Raw genomic sequence first — 19,679 nt, forward strand, 5'->3', positions numbered from 1 at the left:
TCCCCCCGTCGACAAGACAACAGCAGGAGAGCCTACCGACTGCACGAGCGAGGCTTCGCCGGGAGGTGGTGGCTGTGCCAAGCCGTACTCTTGCGCCGGGTTATGGTGAAAGCCCAACTCATGACCATTTAATGGCAATTGCATGTGCAATCGAAGGGGTGTTGTCTGTGGCGCACGCTGGCTACAGTGGCCGGTGAAGCTGTTGGTGACGGGGGAGGGCGTGTTGAGAAGGGCGGGAGTGGGTTCGTCCCGCCGGTCTCCTGGTGTCGTTTTGCTGGCGTGTGTGCTGTTGGCGAGCAGCGCGTGCAGTGGGAGTGGCAAGGAGCCGGAGAAGAAGTCCAGGCCCTCGGTCGCGCTGATGCCGTTGAGCCGGGCCTGCGGGGGGATCTTCGACAAGGAGACGGTTGCCGAAGTGCTGGGAACCCTCCGCGGTAAGGGCCTGAAGCAAGGGGCCCAGGTCGAAGGCGCCGTCGACAGGGCGGCTGAGGTGGGGCGATTTCTCGGCGAGGAAATGGATTCGACCGGGCCCACCAAAACCACTTGCTTTGTCGACGGCGAATCCGGCGGTGCCGCAGAGATCCAGATCTATTTCTCGTGGTGGCCCGGTCCCTTCTCGAGGAACGGACCCCAGCCGGGCAAGTCGGCTGTCTTCGAGGCCGATGAAAGCATGCCGTTTCTGTTCGTCGACTGCCGGCGCCCAGACCTGGTCAAGCCGGAGAAGAAGCCGGCCGTGCTTCGCGGCACCATCGTCGACCGCGTCGGCCTGAGCAGCAACGCAAGCGCCAAGCTCCTCATCGCCTCGGCCAAGAAGGTGGCGGAGGGCCTGAAGTGTGAGAACCAGCTGACCTTTCCCGATCCGCCGGCGCGACAGAAGGGCCTGAAGTAATGACCGGCGTCGTCATCTTCTTCTTCGTCGCGGCTGCCCTCTTCGTCGCCCTCGGGCTTGCCGACCAGCGCAAGCTCTACTGGAAGCTGTCGTCCTGGCGGTATCGCAATCCTGAGGCCAATGAGCCCTCCGACACCGCGTACACCATCGGGCGCGTCGTGGTCTTCGCCGCTGCAGGGATCATGCTGTTTCAGGGATGCTCGGCAATGAGCTTCGCCGATGAAACCTCCTGGAGCAAAAGCGAGTTCAAAGAGGCTGTCCAGAGCGCGGCCGTCTCTTTGGGGGAGGACTCGCACGTCGACTCGTCGGCCGGTGGTTATGCCTCGCTGATCGAGTCGAAGGTCGGTGACGCGGGCGAGGGCAAGGGGCCGTCGTACGCGGTCGACGTCAAAGCCGTCGGTGAGAGTGACGACTACGAAGTCACCGCGCGCGGTGAGGACTTCGTCTTCTGCATGCACGTCTCGCAGAGCGAGTCGGAAGAGGGCGGGTTCGCCGTTCCGGGAGCGGACGGGTCGAGCACGGTCGTGCCCGAGTACGAGCTGACCGCCACCGTCGACGAGGGCTCCTGCTGAACGTCGCTGCCGCGTACGAACGCGCGGACCCGCACCACGACAGCGGCCGGACCCGCACCACAGGGGCGGCCGCTGTCGCGTTTCCGGCAATCAGAAGACCGGCATCGCGACCAAGGTGCCCTTGTTCAGGAGGAAAACGCGGTTGCCCGCGGCGGCCATGTGCCAGGGGCCTTCGGAATCCGGTTCGTACGTCCACAGAAGCTTGAGATCCGCATCCTCGGACAGGGAATCCGTGAATGCCGAGACGCCCGACGACCTACCGCCCTCGATGATCCAGAGGGTTTTGCTCTCCACGACCGGGGGCAGGCGGGAGGGGGCGCTGCTGTCCGGCCATGAGATGTCGCTCAGAGTGCCGGACTCCTTGAACACACGGCGGAGGATTCCGCTGTCGAGGGCGGCGATGTGGTTGCCGTCGATTGCGGGGGAGCTCCAGCCCTCCGCGGGGTCGAGCGACTCGGACGCTGTGGACCAGAACTTCGCACCGGACGCCAATTGCAGGGCGGTGAGATGCTTTCCGCCGAGGTAGACGACTCCTTTTTCGATGGCGGGCGTCAGGGCCGTCGTGGTCTGTCCCTGCACGCGCCATGCCTCGTCGCCCTTCTTGGCGTCGACGGCAACGTAGGTTCCGTCCGCGGTGCAGACGACCAGCCGCCCTGCTTCCGCTGCCGCCACGGTTTCAGGATCGATGGTGGACTCGCCGGCCACTTTCCAGCGAACCTTGTGGTCGGCCGTGTCGATCGCGGTCAGTTGGTTGTCCTTGGTCACCGCGTACACGGTTGAGTCCTTGGTCGCGGCGACGAGAAGCTTCTCCGCGTCGGCCGCAACACTCCACCGTCGCTCGCTGGTGGACGCGTCGAAGGCCAGCACCTTGCCGTCCGCGTCGGCTGCGAGGAAGAGGTCGTCCGTCAGTTGCAGGAAGCCGGCGGACGGAGACACCTCCGGAAGGTTCCACTTCCGCTTGCCGTTGGTCACCAGGTGAGCGGCAAGTCCCCCTGAGGGGTGGGCGAACATGACGACGTCCCGCATTGCCAGCAGCTGGGACGCGTCCGGGCCGGCGACTTTCAGCGGGCCCCACAGCGGTTTCGGCGGCGTGTCCTGCTTGTAGTCCGCCACAGTCAGCAGTCTGGCCGCTGGGGCGTCGCCCGCCGCGGGCAGATCGGGGCCTCTGGTCAGCCACCAGGCCGTCCCTCCTCCGCCCATGGCCAGAACCGCGCCGCCGACCGTGAGGGAGGAGGCGAGGAAGCGTCGTCGGGACGGGCTCCCGTGGTCGACGGAGGTGCCGGTCACTGTGCTGAACTGGTCTGCCCGGGCCTCGTGCTCCTTGATCTGGGTGCCGAGAGCGCCTTGTTTCCATGTGCGGTGCGCGCCCCGAGTGGGCACGAACGCCTCGACAAGTGCTGAGGGTTGGGGACGATGCGCGGGGTCCTTGGCCAGACACGGGGCGATGAGGGGCTGGAGCGACGGCGGCACGGCACCGAGGTCCGGGCTTCCGTGCACCACTTCGTACTGGACTGCCGCGACATGCGGCCCGTCGTAGGCCGGCTTGCCGCTTGCCGCGTACACCAGGACGGCTCCGAAGGAGAACACATCGGCGGACGGGTCGACGCGCTGCCCCAGGATCTGCTCGGGTGCGCCATATCCGGGAGTGGCGGGTGCCTGACCCGTGGTGGTGAGGGTGAGGCCGTGCGTGGGCCGGGCGATGCCGAAGTCGATGATGCGTGGGCCGGAGGAAGTGAGCACGATGTTGGCCGGCTTGAGATCGCGGTGCACCAGGCCCGCGGCATGAATGTCCTTGAGCGTCGATGCCAGGGCGCGGGCCAGCCCCCGTACGCCGGCCTCGTCCAGGGGCCCGTGGGCCGCCACCGCCTGATCCAGCGTCGGTCCGGCCAGATACTCCGTGGCGATCCACGGGCGCCCGCCCTCCGTCTGCGCACCCAGGACGCGTGCGATGCCCTTGCTCGTGACCGCCTGCGCGGTCTGCGCCTCCCGAACGAAACGCTGAGCGAGGTGCTGGTCGTGCCCGAGTTCCGGGCGAAGCACCTTGACGGCTGCGCTCCGGCCGGAGTTGTCGTGGCCGAAGTACACCTTGCCCATTCCGCCCTCTCCCAGGACTCCCGCAAGGCGGTAGGGCCCCAGCCGGATCGGGTCGCCGAAAGAAAGGGGAAGCATGGCGTGGGTCGACCTTTCGTGATCACGATGCGTACGTGGTGGACGCTAAGGGGTGTCTGTCACGGGCAGCGCGGTGATGCGCCCTTCCCCGACGCCGATGAGCCGCCGCTCAGAGATCAGCGCGGCGAACCGGTCGAGACTCTCCTTGTGAAGCCAGACGGTCTCGTGTGTCCGGAGATCGATTGCGCGGAGTCCCGCCGCGCTGTGCTTGTAGACGTACCGATCTCCTACCGTGGGCGCCACTTTCAGCTCAGCCCCTGACTGGACGGGGTCCTTCTCCCGCCACAGGAGTTTGCCGGTCGCGGCGCTGACGGCCACGAGTGCACGTGCTCCCGCACCTTCCACCGCGTAGATCACTCCGTCTTTCAGTGTGGCAGCGCCGTACGAGGCGACGTTCGTGCCCTTGTACTTCCAGACTTCCTTGCCGTCGGCCAGACGCAGCGCCCGCAGCGCGTCCGAAGCGACGTAGAGGTGCTCGTCGCTCAAGGCCATCGGGCTCCTCGCGATCTCGTCGGCGTCGAGGCGGAGGGACGTCCGCCAGATCTCCGTTCCCGTGCGCGTGTCGCAGACGAGCACATCGACCCCGCCGGAGTCCGTCCGGAACTGCAGGACCAGGTACGAGCCGCTCACGCGAGCCCCTGTCACCCACGGGACTTCACCGGGTACGGACTCTTTCAGGATCAGCTCTGTTCGCTTCTTGCCGTTCGAGAGGGAGAACGAGGCAATCAGCCAACCTCGTTCGGGGCCGATGCCGCTCGACTCCTCGGTATCTGATCTGCGTACCGGCGCCGTGAGCACCCAAGCGACACCGCCGGCGACGGAAACCAGCTGATTGCCCAGCAGTTTTCCGTTGTAGGCCCGCGCGTGGACGTCCGGATCCATGGACTTTCCGTCATCCAGATTGATCTGCGCGACGCGGAGTCCCTCCTTCGGATCGAGGGAGTAATCCAGCGCGTAGAGCTTCTCCCCGTCGGTGGCCACATCCCATGGATGCAGCACCTGGCTGCTGGACCAGAGGTTCCGTCCGGTCGACGCTTCGATGGCGGTCATTCCGTCGCCCTGGAGCACGATTGCCTTGTCCCCGACCAGCAGTGGGCGCCCGACCTCGGCTGGTGCCGCTGTATCGATGCTTCGCCGCCACAGGGGGTTGGGGGCGTTCGTGGAACCTGCGGCCCCCGGAGTGTTCGCGCTACGGCCGTCGAGCCATGCCCATGCTCCGATGCCCGCGCCGACGACACCGAGCAGCGAACTCCCCCCGATGGCAAGGAGTTTGCGGCGGCTCACCCCGCTTCCCTGGGTGGCCGGGAGGGTTTCGGCGACGGAGTGGTGGGAGGGCGCCGGCCGGCGGTACGGCTGGTACTGCCAGACCTCCGTTGCCCGGCGGGCGACCTCGCCGAGGACCGATTCGGGAAGGTGATCCGCGAACTCGCCCTGCCCGTCATGCAGTTCGGCGACAAGGTGCGACGTGGTCGGCCGCTGGGCCGGGTCCTTCGACAGGCAGCGGGTGAGGATCGGGATCAGGGAGTCGGGGACGCCCGTCAGGTCCGGGTCGGCGTAGCGGACGCGGTAGAGGAGGTCCGCCGCCTGGCCCGTGCCGAAGGCGCCGTGGCCCGTTGCCGCGTATGTCAGGACGCCCGCCAGTGCGAAGACGTCACCGGCGGGGGAGTGTTCCTGGCCGGTGGCCTGCTCGGGAGACATGAACGCGGGGGTGCCCGCCGCCGCTCCCGCGCTCGTGAGGCGGTCGTCGCCTGCTGCCCGCGCGATGCCGAAGTCGATGATTTTGGGGCCGTACGCCGTGACCATCACGTTGGACGGCTTGAGGTCGCGGTGGACGACGTCGGAGCTGTGGAGCTGGGCGAGGGCTCCGGCGAGAGCAGCGCCGAGGGCGCGGACCGAGGCTTCCGGGAGGCGCCCGGTGAGGGAGACCGCGTCGTCGAGGGGTGGGCCGAGGACGTACTCCGTTGCCAGCCACGGCGTAGGGGCCAGTGGGTCGGCGTCGACGACTGTCGCGCCGTGGTGGCCGCCGATGATGCGGGCCGCGTCGGTTTCCAGGCGGAAACGGGTGCGGGAGGCCGGGTCCGAGGCGATGCCGGGGTGCATGGTCTTGAGAGCGACGGTACGGCCGCCGGCGGAGCGCGCCAGGTACACCGTGCCCATGCCGCCGCTGCCCAGCCGGGCGATGAGACGGTACGCGGCGATCGCGACGGGATCGTCGTGGGTCAGGGGGGAGAGCATCGGTCAGGTCCTGGGCCGGGGGCCACGCGGGTCGGCGACTGACGGCAGCACTCTATGCAGTCGTCCCATGTGTGAATCCCCCTTGGTGTCCCCAACAGCATCAGGAGCTTACTCAGCGACCGGAACCGCGAGTTCGGCGGCTCGAGGGAGACTGATCGTCGATCACTTTCCCGTCGGGGCAGGCTCGGCAGTGAGAGCAGATGTGCACAATCGGCCCGGCGGCAACGGAGGGGGCGTGAGTGGTGCTGCTGAGGAGCTGAATAAGTGTGCGTGCTCAGGGGAGTTGGTGATCCATACTCATCCGGGCCCACGCCGGAAGCGGCAGGGTTCGTACGAGATCCCCCACGTGCGGGTGGCATGCCCGCGGAAGAGGTGCACACCGATGACTCAACCGCCGTACCCGGGGCCTCCGGGCGGGCCGGGGCAGTATGGGCAGCCAGGACCGCAGGACGCCCGGCCCGGGGTGCCGGCGGTTCCGCCTCCGCCGGTGCAGCCGCCGCAGTATCCGCCGCCCCAGGTTCCGCCGTATGGCGCGTCCTACGGCCCGTACGGTCAGCAGCCTGCGCCGTACGGGACCTATCCGTCTCCCCCGCCCCCGCCTCCGTCCTCCGGCGGCCGTAAGACCCCCCTGGTCATTGCCGCCGTGGTCGTGGCGGTTGCCGTCATAGGTGGCGCTGTCTGGTTCGCCACCTCGGGTGGCGATGACGACAACAAGCCTTCGGCAACGAAGAGTTCACAGGTCGGCGTGAGTCCGTCCGTGAGCGTGCCGGGGAGTGAGCAGCCGGCGGTCGAGCCGAGCGGCGTTCCGAGCGAGGAGGAGTCCGACAGCATCGGCGCCGAGCCGACCGGGACCGGCATTTCGGGCATGTGGAGGTCGGACTCCGGCGGTGGGATTCTCGGGCTGAAGGAATTTGCGGACACCGACAAGCCGAACAAGGTCACGGTCATCCTCGTCTCCGGCGGGCTTGAGTGCCGCGGGATCCGGAAGGTCGAAGAGCCGGACAGGAAGTACCAGATCGCGATGCTCTGCGAGCGTGGCGGGAAGCCGGTCAAGGAAGAGGATCGGGGCGGGGATCTCACGTACAGCGGCGGGGACACCGTCACCGTCAAGTGGTTCAAGGGCAAGACCGGTTCCGAGACGTTCACTCGCTACGGCGACTGGCCGGAGAGCTGAGTACGACCTGACGACCACCGCCGTCGAGGCTCGTGTCGAGGCTTGTGGAGAGGGTCCCGCCGACACGAAAGCGGCCGCCCCTGCGCCGTAGGGGCGGCCGTGTGACAACGAGGTGGGGCCACGGCAACGAGCCTAGCCACATGCTGGGTTACCCCGCCGTGCCCGCACTCAAAGCCACTACGATTGCCCTCCGTGTCCGTGGCGTACCGGGGTGTGAGGTGGGGTCTTGCTTCAGTGGATAGCCGGTGCCCTGGGCGGTGCCCTCATCAGCCTGATTGTGGGCGTCCTATTCCAGGAGAGACTCACCGACCTCGCGGCTCGGCTAGTAGTTCGGCGACCAAGCCAGGGGCGAGAGATTGCAGGCCAGTGGAGAACGTACTGGGGTGTCACCACGGATCCGAGCTCCTCACAAACCGCAGGCACGCCGAGCATCGTGATCACCACGTTCATGCTCAAGCGACTGCAGAGTCGAGTGACGGGTCTCGATGTCGATCAGGCGGCGTCGGGCATCATCGCCACCCTCAAGGATGCGACGTTCTTGACTGGCACGTGGTACGACCACTCCGGCGAGAGGTATCAGTGGGGAGCGTTCCAGCTGTGCTGGGACGACGACGGCAAGGGGATGATCGGCAAGTTCACGGGTAAGGACTCCCAGAATCACATCAACCATGGGGTCTGGCTCTGGGCGCGGCAGGCAGAGGATCTCCTGAGGCTGGCGGAGATCGCGCACCAACAGGGGTACCAGTTCGACCTGGCATTGTTTCAGGCGGGGATCAGGGCCGCTTTGTGACGCGGGTTCCGCCGCCGACCAGCGGATTTGGCCTCAGTCGCCCGGTTACACCTGACAATCTCCGCCTACTTCCTCCGGCGCTTCGCGGACAGGTTCTTCCGGGAAACTGACGGCGGTTGAGAAGCCTCAGGCTCATTGGTGGTCGCCTCGTTTGTTGGAGGCTTTGACGGCACGCTTCGTGATTATGAGAATCGCTGGATGCATGAAGTGAAGCTGTCCGACGGGATCATCACTCTGTCCCCGCTGCGCCTGGACGATGTGGAGGCGCACCTCACGGGGGAGGATGAGCTGCTCGTTCGCTGGCTCAACGGCGGTCACGGGACGCGCGAGGGCGTCGAAGCATACTTCCGGCACTGTCGGGAACAGTGGGACACCGCCGGGCCACTCCGCGCGTTCGGCATCCGGGCGGGCGCCGGCGAGGCACTCGCAGGGACGATCGACTTGCGGTTCGCAGGAGAGGGTTTGACTCCCGGCCAGGTGAATGTCGCGTACGGCCTCTATCCGTCCTGGAGGGGGCGTGGCCTGGCTACCCGCGCGGTCCTCTTGGTGTCCCAGTACGCGGCGAGTGAGGGCGGGGAGGAGGCAGTGATCCAGGTGGAGCCGGAGAATCCCGGATCTGCCGCAGTCGCGCGGCGGGCAGGGTTTACCCCCGGCAGGCAGACACACACGAAGGACGGCACACGGTTCGACTGGTACATCCGGGACCTGCGCGTCGATACCCCAGTGACGACCTGCTGACCCCGAGCCACTTGATGGCACGAGTGCGTTTGGCAAGGTGGGGAACTCTGAGCGCTCGCCCGGTCAACTGGAACCTCAGTCACATCTCACCCGTGACCAGCAGTTACGGGACAACAGGGCGGTCCCAATCGGGACCGCCCTTTGTCTTTTGGCAGCTCAGCCAGCTGCGCGTTTGGAGGCCGTGACCGGAATCGAACCGGCGTAACTCGCTTTGCAGGCGAGTCCCTCAACCACTCGGGCACACGGCCGTGTGTCTCCAATGCCTCGACCGTAGGCGGGGCTTCCGCGCCGCTCAAGGGTCCGGCGCGGGCTGCAATGCGACTGCCATACGGCGTTCATGGTCGTACGCCGGTCGTACGACCAAGGGACCAGCCGGCTTCCCTCCAGCGACAGGGGCCATAGCGGATCATGGCCCTTACTCTGGGGGTCATGACCGTCCTCGAACCCCGTGACGCCCAGGTCACGCCGCCGTCCGCCGGCACAGACGTGGTACCCGGTGGCCAAGGCGTCCTCGGCAGGACGCATCGCGCGCTCAGTGTCGGGATCGTCTCCGTCGTCCTGCTGATCGCCTTCGAGGCGACCGCCGTCGGCACCGCGATGCCGGTCGCGGCGCGGGAGCTGGACGGTATTTCGCTGTACGCCTTCGCCTTCTCCGCGTACTTCACCACCAGCCTCTTCGCGATGGTGCTCTCCGGGCAGTGGGCCGACCGGGACGGGCCGCTGTGGCCGCTCGCCACCGGGATTGCGGCGTTCGGGGCCGGGCTGCTGCTGTCCGGGACCGCGGGTGCGATGTGGCTGTTCATCGTCGGGCGGGCGGTGCAGGGGCTCGGCGGCGGGCTGGTGATCGTCGCGCTGTACGTGGTCGTCAGCCGCGCGTACTCGGAGCGGCTGCGGCCCTCGATCATGGCCGCGTTCGCCGCGAGCTGGGTGATCCCCTCGGTCGTGGGGCCGCTCGCGTCCGGGACCGTCACCGAACAGCTCGGCTGGCGCTGGGTCTTCATCGGCATTCCGGTGCTTGTGGTGTTCCCGCTGGCGCTCGCCCTGCCCGCGATCCGGCGGATGGCGTTCGGGCCCGCCGATCCGCACGCGCCGCGGCAGTCCTTCGACGGGCGGCGGATCCGGCTGGCGTTCGGGATCTCGGTGGGGGCGGGGCTGCTGCAGTACGCCGGACAGGAGCTGAGGTGGCTGTCGGTGATCCCGGCGCTGGCCGGTACGGCGCTGCTGGTGCCCGCCGTGCTCGGGCTGCTGCCGCGGGGGACCCACCGGGCGGCGCGGGGGCTGCCGTCCGTCGTACTGCTGCGGGGCGTCGCGGCCGGGTCCTTCATCGCGGCGGAGTCCTTCGTACCGCTGATGCTGGTGACCCAGCGGGGACTGTCGCCGACGCTGGCCGGGCTGTCGCTGGCGGTCGGCGGAGCGACGTGGACGCTGGGGTCGTACGTACAGTCCCGGCCGCGGGTCGAGCCGTACCGGGAGCGGCTGATGGCGCTCGGCATGGTGCTGGTCGCTGCGGCGATCGCGGCGGCGCCGAGCGTGCTGATCGCGTGGGTGCCGGTGTGGATCGTGGGGGTCGCGTGGGGCGTGGGCTGCTTCGGCATGGGCATGGTGATCTCTTCGACGAGCGTCCTGCTGCTGAAGCTCTCGGCACCGGAGGAGGCGGGCGCGAACTCTGCGGCGCTCCAGATCTCGGACGGGCTGTCGAACGTGCTGCTGCTGGCAGTTGGGGGCGCTGCCTTCGCCGCGCTGGGCGGGGGAGCGGTGGGGGCGGCGCACGCGGCGTCGGGTGCGGCGGGTTCGTCGGGCTCGCACCCGGTGGCGTTCGCGGCGGTGTTTCTGCCGATGGCGGGGGTGGCGCTGGTGGGGGCGTGGGTCTCGACACGGCTGCGGACGCGGTGACCGGGGGGCCGACCCGGGGCTTCGCCCCGCCCCCCTGGGGCCCCGTCGTTGCGGTGGCCTCGCGGCGCAGCTGGACGCGGGGTGCCCGTGAGCCTTGGGGTGCAGGGGGACGCGTAGGGGTCGTGTTCTGGACGTAAAGCGGCGCAGCTCGCGCGAAGCGCGGTGAGGAAAGCAGTCCAGAATTCGAGCCCCGTAGCGGCCCCCGGACCCGCACCCGCGGACCGGTTCGCGGGACAGGCCCAGGGCGCCCGCGCCCCGGACGCCCGCACCCGCGGACCCGGGCGCGCCCCGACCCGCGCCCCGGACGCCCGCACCCGGGCATCCCGGACAACCCCCAAGCCCGCGCCCTTGGACCCGCGGACACCCCAAGACCTGTGAGGCCCGTCTCACCCCTCGTCGACCCGGCCCGTCCGCCCCAGCCCCCGCAGTCACACCGGTAGGGTGGCCCGGTTGTCATACCTGGACTGTCAGAGCTGGACGAGCGTCGAACCCGGAGACCGTGAGTACTACTACCGCCTCCCACTCCCACCACCTCTCACCCGCCTTCCCCGGCCGCGCCCCCTGGGGTACGGCCAACAAGCTGCGGGCCTGGCAGCAAGGCGCCATGGAGCGGTATCTCCAGGAGCAGCCGCGGGACTTCCTCGCCGTCGCCACCCCCGGCGCCGGCAAGACCACCTTCGCGCTCACCCTCGCCTCCTGGCTGCTGCACCACCACGTCGTGCAGCAGGTGACCGTCGTCGCCCCCACCGAGCACCTCAAGAAGCAGTGGGCGGCCGCGGCCGCGCGGGTCGGGATCAAGCTTGATCCGGAGTACAGCGCCGGGCCGCTGAGCAAGGAGTACCACGGGGTCGCCGTCACATACGCGGGCGTCGGCGTGCGGCCCATGCTGCACCGCAACCGCTGCGAGCAGCGCAAGACCCTCGTCATCCTCGACGAGATCCATCACGCCGGTGACTCGAAGTCGTGGGGCGAGGCCTGCCTCGAGGCCTTCGACCCGGCGACCCGGCGGCTCGCGCTCACCGGTACGCCCTTCCGGTCCGACACCAATCCCATCCCCTTCGTGCAGTACGAGGAGGGGAACGACGGGATTCGCCGGTCCGCCGCGGACTATACGTACGGATACGGCAATGCTCTCGGGGACGGCGTCGTCCGGCCGGTGATCTTTCTCAGCTACAGCGGCAATATGCGCTGGCGCACCAAGGCCGGTGACGAGATCGCCGCCCGCCTCGGCGAGCCGATGACCAAGGACGCGATCTCGCAGGCCTGGCGCACCGCGCTCGACCCGCGCGGTGACTGGATGCCGAATGTGCTGCGCGCCGCCGACAAGCGGCTGACCGAGGTGCGGAAGGGCATCCCGGACGCCGGCGGACTCGTCATCGCGTCCGACCAGGACTCGGCGCGCGCGTACGCGAAGCTCATCCGCGAGATCACCGGCACCAAGGCGACCGTCGTCCTCTCCGACGAAGCCGCCGCGTCCAAGCGGATCGAGGAGTTCAGCGAGAACGAGGACCGCTGGATGGTCGCGGTGCGCATGGTGTCCGAGGGCGTCGACGTGCCGCGGCTCGCGGTGGGGGTGTACGCCACCACCATCTCGACGCCGCTCTTCTTCGCACAGGCCGTGGGACGTTTCGTACGCTCCCGCCGTCGCGGCGAGACCGCGTCCGTCTTCCTGCCGACCATCCCCAACCTCCTTGGTTTCGCGAGCGAGATGGAGGTCGAGCGCGACCACGTTCTCGACAAGCCGAAGAAGGACGGGGAAGAGGACCCGTACGCCGAATCCGAGAAGGAGATGGCGGAGGCGGAGAAGCAGCAGGACGAGGACACCGGCGAGCAGGACATGCTCCCCTTCGAGGCGCTCGAGTCCGACGCCGTCTTCGACCGAGTGCTGTACGACGGCGCCGAGTTCGGCATGCAGGCGCACCCGGGAAGTGAAGAGGAGCAGGACTACCTGGGGATCCCGGGGCTTCTCGAGCCCGACCAGGTGCAGTTGCTCCTGCAGAAGCGGCAGGCCCGGCAGATCGCGCACAGCCGCAAGAAGCCGGACGAGGAAGCCGATCTGCTGGAGCTGCCGGCCGAGCGGCGACCCGTCGTCTCGCACAAGGAGCTGCTGGAGCTCAGGAAGCAGCTCAACACGATGGTCGGTGCGTACGTCCACCAGAGCGGAAAGCCGCACGGCGTCATCCACACCGAGCTCCGGCGGGTGTGCGGCGGGCCGCCGAGTGCCGAGGCGACCGCCGGGCAGATCCGGGAGCGGATCAAGAAGGTCCAGGAGTGGGCGACCCGTATGCGGTGACGCGTGTACGGATGCCGAACGGGCCCGGGTGCGTGGGTACGCACCCGGGCCCCGCTCATCCCGCGGCGACGTTGGCCCTTCCCCGGGCAGGGGGCGCGCGGAAGAGCTGGCCATCGTGGAAGCGCCCGGATTCTGGACGAGGTCTTCCGCTGAGCGGACCAGGTCGCTACTGTCCCCGCAATGCATACGCCCCGTGGCAGCGCCGCCGCGGAGCGCAGCCGGTGTGCTTGTGCCATGAACTGCCGGCGGCCTCTGGGTGCGTCGCCGATGGGACCGGTGTCGCTGTATCCGTGGAGGACCGCCTCACTCCGAAGGAGAGGGCGTCGTGACCGCGGAGACCTCCCAGACGCTCGACCGGGGACTTAGAGTCCTCAAACTGCTCGCCGACACCGACCACGGGCTGACCGTCACCGAGTTGTCCAACAAACTCGGCGTCAACCGAACCGTCGTCTACCGTCTGCTGGCCACGCTCGAACAGCATGCGCTGGTACGCCGCGACCTGGGCGGCCGCGCCCGCGTCGGGCTCGGCGTGCTGCGGCTCGGCCGCCAGGTGCACCCGCTGGTGCGCGAGGCGGCGATGCCGGCGTTGCGCTCGCTCGCGGAGGACATAGGGGCGACCGCGCATCTCACTCTCGTCGACGGCTCGGAGGCCCTTGCGGTCGCGGTCGTCGAGCCGACCTGGACGGACTACCACGTGGCCTACCGGGCGGGCTTCCGGCATCCGCTGGACCGGGGCGCGGCGGGCAAGGCGATCCTCGCGGCACGCCAGGGCAAGTCGAACGAACCCGGGTACACGCTCACCCACGGCGAACTGGAGGCGGGCGCGAGCGGGGCGGCCGCGGCGCTGGTCGGGGTGACCGGGCTGGAGGGGAGCGTGGGTGTGGTGATGCTGGCGGACTCGGTGCCGGAGAGGGTGGGGCCGCGGGTGGTGGACGCGGCCCGCGAGGTCGCGGACGCGTTGCGCTGAGGTTCGGCGCTCACCGGGTCCGGGGCGCGGGCTGTTGTGTCCTCCGCCCCGGAGCCGGCCGGTGCGCGGGCCCGGGTGCCGAGGTTCCCGGGTCGGCCGGTGCGCGGACCCGCGCACCCAGGTTCCCGGGCGGGAGTTCTGTCCCCGGCCCCGGACCGGGCCGGCCGGCGGACCCGGGATCCCCGTCCCCGCACCTCGTTACCCTCGCCCGCGCCCCCGATACATTGAGCACCGTGCTCTCCAGTCTCACGCGCACCCGCGCCATCGCCCTGTGCGCTCTCCCCGTCCTCGCCCTCTTCGCCGCCGCCGGCCTCGCGCCGTTGCCGTACGCCATCGCTGCGCCCGGGACCACCGCGAACGTGCTCGGCGAGGACAAGGGCACACCGGTCATCACCATCGCCGGCGCGCCCACCCGTAAGACCAAGGGGGAGCTGCGGATGACCACCATCGTGGCGACCGGGCCGTCCGCCGATGTCGATCTCGGCGATGTGGCCGATGCCTGGTTCAGGACGGACCGTGCGGTCCTGCCGCGTGACTCCGTCTATCCGCCGGGCAAATCGGACAAGGAAGTCGAAGAGCACAACCTCGAGGACATGGAGCAGTCGCAGGACGCCGCCACCACCGCCGCGCTCGCCTACCTGGGCGAGAACCCGGCGAAGGTGAAGGTCACCCTGCACCTCGCCGACATCGGCGGGCCCAGCGCCGGGCTGCTCTTCTCGCTCGGGATCGTCGACAAACTCGACGGCGACGGCGCGGGCGGCGATCTGACCGGTGGCCGGACCATCGCCGGTACGGGGACGATCAGCACGGACGGCAAGGTGGGCGCGGTCGGTGGGGTGTCGCTCAAGACTCAGGCCGCCAAGCGGGACGGCGCGAGTGTCTTTCTTGTGCCCAAGAAGGAGTGCTCCGACGCGAAGGCCGAACTCCCCAAGGGGCTGCGGCTGATCCCGGTGACGACCCTGCGCGGCGCGGTGGACTCGCTCCGCGCTCTGGAGAAGGGCGGGAAGGTCCCGAGCTGCTGACCCTGCCCGCGCTGCCCGAGCTGCTGACCCCGCCCGCGCTGCCCGCGCTGCTGACCCTGCCCGCGCTGCCCGCGCCGGGTCTTACCGCTGATCCTGGCAAGCTCACACCGAGTCACCTCGTCAGGCCCTGTCGTCCTCCGCGGCCTGCTCCACCAGCGGGATGATCCGCAAGGGCACGGGATTCTCCATGACGATCGCTGTGGAGGCCCGGACGATGCCCTCAAAACCGACAACCCGGTCGATCACCCGCTGGAGATCCGCGTTGGAGCGGGCGACCAGTCGGCAGAGCATGTCGCCGTGGCCCGTGGTGGTGTGCAGCTCGAGCACCTCGGGGACGGTTGCCAAATGGGACCGCACATCCGCGCCTTGTCCTTGCTTGATCTCCAGCGTGGCGAAGGCCGTGACGGGATAGCCGAGCGCGGCCGGGTCCACGTCGGGGCCGAATCCGCGGATCACTCCATTGGACTGAAGGCGGTCGAGCCGGGCCTGCGCGGTGCCGCGGGCGACGCCGAGCCGGCGGGAGGCCTCCAGCACCCCGATGCGCGGTTCGCGGGCCAGCAGGACGATGAGCCGGCCGTCCAGATGATCGATCGCCATGACGTCTCCCTGAAGGTCATCCTGGTGGTCATCATGTACAGATAGCCCCACCATCGTGCTCCTCTGCTGTGCAGATTGACCAGAGGAAACAGAAACTATTGCGCACCTTGTGGATCGGAGGGAGTCTGCCGTTATGACTGAGACCATCGATCACACCCCCGCCACCGCGCGCAAGGCAGACCCCTTCCCGGTGAAGGGAATGGACGCGGTCGTCTTCGCCGTCGGCAATGCCAAGCAGGCCGCGCACTACTACTCCACGGCCTTCGGCATGAAGCTCGTCGCGTACTCCGGACCGGAGAACGGCAGCCGTGAGACCGCGAGTTACGTGCTGACCAACGGCGCCGCGCGCTTCGTCTTCACCTCCGTCATCAAGCAGTCCACCGACTGGGGCCGCTTCCTCGCCGACCATGTCGCCGAGCACGGCGACGGCGTCGTCGACCTGGCCATCGAGGTGCCGGACGCGCGGGCCGCGTACGCGTACGCCACCGAGCACGGCGCCACCGGCCTCACCGAGCCGTACGAGATCAAGGACGAGCACGGCACGGTCGTGCTGGCCGCGATCGCGACGTACGGCAAGACCCGGCACACGCTGGTCGACCGCTCCGGCTACGACGGCCCGTACCTTCCGGGCTTCGTCGCCGCCGACCCGATCGTCGAGCCGCCGGCCAAGCGCACCTTCCAGGCCATCGACCACTGCGTGGGCAATGTCGAGCTCGGCAGGATGAACGAGTGGGTGGCCTTCTACAACAAGGTCATGGGCTTCACCAACATGAAGGAGTTCGTGGGCGACGACATCGCCACCGAGTACTCCGCCCTGATGTCGAAGGTCGTCGCCGACGGCACGCTGAAGGTGAAGTTCCCGATCAACGAGCCTGCGATCGCGAAGAAGAAGTCGCAGATCGACGAGTATCTGGAGTTCTACGGCGGGGCCGGTGTCCAGCACATCGCGCTCGCCACCAACGACATCGTCGCGACGGTACGGAGCATGCGGGCGGCGGGAGTCAAGTTCCTGGACACGCCCGACTCGTACTACGACACGCTCGGCGAGTGGGCGGGCGAGACCCGGGTGCCGGTCGAGACGCTGCGCGAGCTGAAGATCCTGGTCGACCGTGACGAGGACGGCTATCTGCTGCAGATCTTCACCAAGCCGGTGCAGGACAGGCCGACGGTCTTCTTCGAGATGATCGAGCGGCACGGCTCGATGGGCTTCGGGAAGGGCAACTTCAAGGCGCTCTTCGAGGCGATCGAGCGCGAGCAGGAGAAGCGCGGAAACCTCTGACGCTGCGCCGCACGTCCCTGCGCCGCACGTCCCTGCGCCGGACGTCCCTGCGCCGGACGTCCCTGCGCCGGACGTCCCTGCGCTGCAAGTCCCTGCGGCCCCACGGATCCTGACCCGTGGGGCCGCACGCATGCGCCGAGGGTGACGGCCACTGATCACGCGGGCCCGGCAAGATCCGAAACACACCCCTAGGCTGAGGACATGGCCAGGATCAACGACGTAGGCGGGATGCAGGGCTTCGGGCCCATCGACACCACCGACGACACCGAACCCTTCCACTCGGACTGGGAGGCCCGGGTGTTCGCCCTCAACCGCGCGCTCGTCGCCGGGAAGGTCTTCAATCTCGACGAGTTCCGCGACGCCATCGAATCGATGGCGCCCGCCGAGTACTTGGCGGCCTCGTACTACGAGCGCTGGTTCCACGCCATCGTCACTCTGCTGGAGAGCAAGGGCGTCATCGAGGCGGGCGAGCTCGATGACTGACCGCTTCGCTCCTGGCGCCCATGTGAAGACCGTGCACCACGATCCGCCGCACCACACCCGGCTGCCGCGGTACGCCCGCGGCAAGCACGGCACCGTCGTCGAGCCCGAGGGCCGGGCGCCGCTTTCCGACGTCCGCTCGCAGGGGCGCGACGACGCACCCGTCGAGCAGGTCTACGCCGTACGGTTCGCGGCCCGGGAGCTGTGGGGCGAGGGTGACCACCACGTCGTACTGGATCTGTTCGAGAGCTACCTGGAGGACGACCAGCCGTGACCGGAACCCACTCGGACGCCTTGATCTCCCGCCGCGTACGCCGACTGGAGACCCTCCTGGAGGAGCGCGGTGTCGTCGCGGGCGCGGCGCTCGACGAGGTCATCGACGCCTTCCTGAGCGGTGCGTCCCCGGCGAACGGGGCCCGGGTGACCGCCCGGGCCTGGACCGACCCGGCCTTCCGCGCCCGGCTGTTGGCGGACGGCACAGCGGCCGTCGGTGAACTCGGCTTTGCGGCGGGGGGAGTCCGGACGCAGCGCCTGCGCGTCGTCGAGAACACCGCGCACACGCACAACGTCATCGTGTGCACGCTCTGCTCGTGCTACCCGCTCCGGCTGCTCGGCCCGTCCCCGAGCTGGTACAAGAGCGAGGCCTACCGCTCGCGCGTGGTCCGCGAACCGCGCGCGGTACTGGAGGAGTTCGGGATGCGGCTGCCGCCCGATGTGGAGATCACGGTGTGGGACTCCACATCGGAGACCCGCTACATGGTGCTGCCGCGCCGCCCCGAGGGTACGGAGTCGCTGACGGAGACGGAACTGGCGGCACGGGTGACACGGAACGGGCTGATCGGCACGGCGGAGGTCTGAGAGGCGCCGAGTGCCGGGCGCCGGGTTCTGTCACCCGGACCGCCTTGACGCTGTCGGCTTCGCCCCGTCCGTGGTGGACGGTGAGGAGGCCTGCGGCGGGCTCGCCCCGGCCGTGGTGGACGGCGAGGCCTGCGACGGGCTCGCCCCGGCAGTGCCGGACGGTGAGGAGGCCTGCGACGGCCCCTCCTCGGCAGTGTTGGACGGCGAGGCCTGCGGCGCGCTCTCCTCCGCCGTGGCCGACGGTGACTCCTGGGCCTCCGGCGGGACCTCATCCGCCGCGTCTTCTTCCCCTTCCGTCCCCGTCACATCCTTCGGGCCGCCCGGAGGCGGTTCCCCCAGCACGTCCAAGGCGTCCCGTGCCTGAGGTGCCAGCAGCGGCGAGAAGTACGGGTTGATCCGCAGCGCCTCCTCGAGGTGCCTGCGGGCCGGGCCGGTCATTTTGAGTGCGCGTTCGATCTCGGCGCGGTGGTAGGTGAACAGCGCGCTCCGCAGCCCCTGCTCCGTCGCCTTCTTGGCATAGGGCAACGCCTCCTTCGGCCTGTCCATCCGGTACAGCGCCCACCCCAGGGCGTCCGCCGCGTACACGCTCCGGTGCCCCCGGTCCCATTCGGCATGCAGCCGGCGCACGGCCGCGGCCGGATCGCCGTGGTCCGCCTCGAAGAGGCCGAGCACGACCTCGTCGTCCACCCCGTCCGCGTCCGTCCCGTCCGACCTGTCGGACCTCTCGGCCAGGTCGCGCAAATGGTCGTACTGGGTCTCCGCATCCCCGTCCAGCCCCAGCGACTCGTACAACTCGCCCGCTGCCAGAGCGTATTCGGGCAACCGCACCATCCCGAGCGCCGACTCGTAGTCGCGGAAGGCCTCGTCCGTACGCCCCAGCGCGGCCAGCGCACGAGCCCGCGACGCCAGTGAAGGATGGTGGTCCGGCGCCAGCTTCAGCGCGAGGTCGTACTGCTCCAGCGCCTCCATCGGTTCGCCCCGCTCCCACGCCAGATCGCCCAGCCGGTGGCGCGCGGTCGCCTTCTCCTCGGGCGCCTGCGCGCCGCCCACCGCGTCATACGCCAGCGCTGCCGCGTCCTCGCGCCAGCCGCGGTCGCGGTAGATCTCGGCCGCCCGGCCCAGCGTCTGCGCGCTCGGGTGCAGCTCCATGAGCTTGTCCATCGCCTTGCCGGCTGCCTTGTAGTCGCCGAGTCCGTTGTACGCGTCGATCAGCGCCGGATACGCGCTCCACCGCGTCGGCTGCTGCTTCCGCGCGCTCTCGCCCAGCGCACGGGCCCGGGCAAAGTCGTGCCGGGCGTTGGCCAGCGCCGCGAGCCCCACCAGCGCCTCGACGTTGCCCTTGCCGCCCGGCAGCACCGTCAGCGAACGCAGCAGCGCGCTCTCCGCCTTCGGGTAGTAGTCCGCGTCCGCCAGCCGGGAGCCCTGCTCCACATATGCGGAGCCGAGCACCGCCCACGACTCCTCGTCCTTCGGGTGCGCCCGCACCCACCGCTCGCGGTCCTCGATGAGGGCGGTCAGATCGGCGAGGGAGGCCGGCGCCCCACCGGCCACGGCCTCAGCCGCCCGCCCCAGCGCTCCCGGGGCGGGCGGCGGTCCGTCATCACCCCACCCCGGCGCGAGTGTGATCACCCCGACGACCAGCGTCGCGCCGACCAGCGTGCCGATCGCGACGTTCTTCACATGTTCGCTGTTCATGGCGCTCACTGTGCGTCATTAAGCAGCCAGT

The 19,679-nt window shown here is 69.2% G+C and carries 18 protein-coding genes and 1 tRNA gene; 14 read left to right on the plus strand and 5 right to left on the minus strand.

The window, feature by feature from the left end; genetic code table 11:
- The first annotated feature begins 283 nt into the window (after positions 1 to 283).
- Positions 284 to 886, plus strand: coding sequence for a hypothetical protein (locus tag OG729_RS24375; protein ID WP_405808091.1), 603 nt, complete (start codon positions 284 to 286; stop codon positions 884 to 886).
- On the plus strand, positions 886 to 1,458 hold the full coding sequence (locus OG729_RS24380; protein WP_360880164.1) for a hypothetical protein: 573 nt from the start codon (positions 886 to 888) through the stop codon (positions 1,456 to 1,458). The genes OG729_RS24375 and OG729_RS24380 overlap by 1 nt, the downstream gene beginning before the upstream one ends.
- 90 nt (positions 1,459 to 1,548) lie before the next feature.
- Here the strand turns inward: OG729_RS24380 and OG729_RS24385 are convergent, their stop codons facing one another.
- Positions 1,549 to 3,627, minus strand: coding sequence for a protein kinase domain-containing protein (locus OG729_RS24385; protein ID WP_405808092.1), 2,079 nt, complete (start codon positions 3,625 to 3,627; stop codon positions 1,549 to 1,551).
- Positions 3,628 to 3,672: 45 nt separating this feature from the next.
- Positions 3,673 to 5,862: a protein kinase domain-containing protein gene (locus OG729_RS24390; RefSeq protein WP_405808093.1), complete on the minus strand. Its 2,190-nt coding sequence runs from the start codon at positions 5,860 to 5,862 to the stop codon at positions 3,673 to 3,675.
- 487 nt (positions 5,863 to 6,349) lie between these two features.
- Here OG729_RS24390 and OG729_RS24395 point away from each other — a divergent pair, with 487 nt between their 5' ends.
- From OG729_RS24395 to OG729_RS24405, 3 genes are all read left to right on the plus strand, one after another.
- The gene (locus OG729_RS24395; protein ID WP_405808094.1) at positions 6,350 to 7,036 is read left to right on the plus strand and encodes a hypothetical protein; all 687 of its coding nucleotides are present in this window, start codon (positions 6,350 to 6,352) and stop codon (positions 7,034 to 7,036) included.
- Positions 7,037 to 7,469: 433 nt separating this feature from the next.
- Positions 7,470 to 7,826 (plus strand): hypothetical protein, encoded by a 357-nt coding sequence (locus OG729_RS24400; protein ID WP_405808095.1) that lies wholly within the window; start codon positions 7,470 to 7,472, stop codon positions 7,824 to 7,826.
- Positions 7,827 to 8,024: 198 nt separating this feature from the next.
- On the plus strand, positions 8,025 to 8,564 hold the full coding sequence (locus OG729_RS24405; protein ID WP_405811262.1) for a GNAT family N-acetyltransferase: 540 nt from the start codon (positions 8,025 to 8,027) through the stop codon (positions 8,562 to 8,564).
- Between the two features lie 173 nt (positions 8,565 to 8,737).
- On the opposite strand, the gene OG729_RS24410 is transcribed toward OG729_RS24405, so the two are convergent.
- Positions 8,738 to 8,812, minus strand: a tRNA-Cys gene (locus tag OG729_RS24410).
- 181 nt (positions 8,813 to 8,993) lie between these two features.
- Here OG729_RS24410 and OG729_RS24415 point away from each other — a divergent pair.
- The 4 genes from OG729_RS24415 (at position 8,994) to OG729_RS24430 (ending at position 14,739) form a co-directional block, all read left to right on the plus strand.
- Positions 8,994 to 10,457, plus strand: a complete 1,464-nt coding sequence (locus OG729_RS24415; RefSeq protein ID WP_405808096.1) for an MFS transporter — start codon at positions 8,994 to 8,996, stop codon at positions 10,455 to 10,457.
- A 499-nt stretch (positions 10,458 to 10,956) separates the two neighbouring features.
- Positions 10,957 to 12,750 carry a DEAD/DEAH box helicase gene (locus OG729_RS24420; RefSeq protein ID WP_360872841.1) on the plus strand — a complete coding sequence of 598 codons (1,794 nt, stop codon included), beginning with the start codon at positions 10,957 to 10,959 and terminating at the stop codon, positions 12,748 to 12,750.
- A gap of 325 nt (positions 12,751 to 13,075) precedes the next feature.
- A complete protein-coding gene (locus OG729_RS24425) occupies positions 13,076 to 13,717 on the plus strand; it encodes a helix-turn-helix domain-containing protein (protein ID WP_360872838.1) in 642 nt (213 codons plus the stop codon).
- A gap of 233 nt (positions 13,718 to 13,950) precedes the next feature.
- The gene (locus OG729_RS24430) at positions 13,951 to 14,739 is read left to right on the plus strand and encodes a S16 family serine protease (protein ID WP_360872835.1); all 789 of its coding nucleotides are present in this window, start codon (positions 13,951 to 13,953) and stop codon (positions 14,737 to 14,739) included.
- Between the two features lie 120 nt (positions 14,740 to 14,859).
- Here OG729_RS24430 and OG729_RS24435 read toward each other — a convergent pair whose 3' ends face one another.
- Positions 14,860 to 15,336, minus strand: coding sequence for an Lrp/AsnC family transcriptional regulator (locus OG729_RS24435; RefSeq protein ID WP_360872832.1), 477 nt, complete (start codon positions 15,334 to 15,336; stop codon positions 14,860 to 14,862).
- A gap of 133 nt (positions 15,337 to 15,469) precedes the next feature.
- Between OG729_RS24435 and hppD the strand changes: the two genes are divergently transcribed.
- The 5 genes from hppD to nthA all read left to right on the plus strand — a co-directional run bounded on the left by hppD (position 15,470) and on the right by nthA (position 17,953).
- Entirely contained in the window at positions 15,470 to 16,615 is a 1,146-nt protein-coding gene (gene hppD, locus OG729_RS24440) for a 4-hydroxyphenylpyruvate dioxygenase (RefSeq protein WP_360872829.1), read from the plus strand.
- Positions 16,616 to 16,617: 2 nt separating this feature from the next.
- Positions 16,618 to 16,728, plus strand: coding sequence for a pentapeptide repeat-containing protein (locus tag OG729_RS24445; protein WP_405811264.1), 111 nt, complete (start codon positions 16,618 to 16,620; stop codon positions 16,726 to 16,728).
- Positions 16,729 to 16,816: 88 nt separating this feature from the next.
- Positions 16,817 to 17,098 (plus strand): hypothetical protein, encoded by a 282-nt coding sequence (locus tag OG729_RS24450; RefSeq protein ID WP_360872826.1) that lies wholly within the window; start codon positions 16,817 to 16,819, stop codon positions 17,096 to 17,098.
- A complete protein-coding gene (locus OG729_RS24455; RefSeq protein ID WP_360872823.1) occupies positions 17,091 to 17,369 on the plus strand; it encodes an SH3-like domain-containing protein in 279 nt (92 codons plus the stop codon). Before OG729_RS24450 ends, OG729_RS24455 begins: the two co-directional genes overlap by 8 nt.
- Entirely contained in the window at positions 17,366 to 17,953 is a 588-nt protein-coding gene (gene nthA, locus OG729_RS24460) for a nitrile hydratase subunit alpha (protein WP_360872820.1), read from the plus strand. Before OG729_RS24455 ends, nthA begins: the two co-directional genes overlap by 4 nt.
- A 30-nt stretch (positions 17,954 to 17,983) precedes the next feature.
- Here the strand turns inward: nthA and OG729_RS24465 are convergent, their stop codons facing one another.
- Positions 17,984 to 19,648: a hypothetical protein gene (locus OG729_RS24465; protein WP_405808097.1), complete on the minus strand. Its 1,665-nt coding sequence runs from the start codon at positions 19,646 to 19,648 to the stop codon at positions 17,984 to 17,986.
- Positions 19,649 to 19,679 lie beyond the last annotated feature (31 nt).

This window comes from Streptomyces sp. NBC_00210 (genome assembly GCF_045160975.1).
GTDB lineage: Bacteria > Actinomycetota > Actinomycetes > Streptomycetales > Streptomycetaceae > Streptomyces.

Bases quoted from the DNA above. Each gene is read 5' to 3' on its own strand.
- OG729_RS24380 (WP_360880164.1), top strand. From the start codon at position 886: ATGACCGGCGTCGTCATCTTCTTCTTCGTCGCGGCTGCCCTCTTCGTC.
- OG729_RS24385 (WP_405808092.1), bottom strand. From the start codon at position 3,627: ATGCTTCCCCTTTCTTTCGGCGACCCGATCCGGCTGGGGCCCTACCGC.
- OG729_RS24390 (WP_405808093.1), bottom strand. From the start codon at position 5,862: ATGCTCTCCCCCCTGACCCACGACGATCCCGTCGCGATCGCCGCGTAC.
- OG729_RS24405 (WP_405811262.1), top strand. From the start codon at position 8,025: ATGCATGAAGTGAAGCTGTCCGACGGGATCATCACTCTGTCCCCGCTG.
- OG729_RS24415 (WP_405808096.1), top strand. From the start codon at position 8,994: ATGACCGTCCTCGAACCCCGTGACGCCCAGGTCACGCCGCCGTCCGCC.
- OG729_RS24435 (WP_360872832.1), bottom strand. From the start codon at position 15,336: ATGGCGATCGATCATCTGGACGGCCGGCTCATCGTCCTGCTGGCCCGC.
- hppD (WP_360872829.1), top strand. From the start codon at position 15,470: ATGACTGAGACCATCGATCACACCCCCGCCACCGCGCGCAAGGCAGAC.
- OG729_RS24450 (WP_360872826.1), top strand. From the start codon at position 16,817: ATGGCCAGGATCAACGACGTAGGCGGGATGCAGGGCTTCGGGCCCATC.
- OG729_RS24455 (WP_360872823.1), top strand. From the start codon at position 17,091: ATGACTGACCGCTTCGCTCCTGGCGCCCATGTGAAGACCGTGCACCAC.
- OG729_RS24465 (WP_405808097.1), bottom strand. From the start codon at position 19,648: ATGAACAGCGAACATGTGAAGAACGTCGCGATCGGCACGCTGGTCGGC.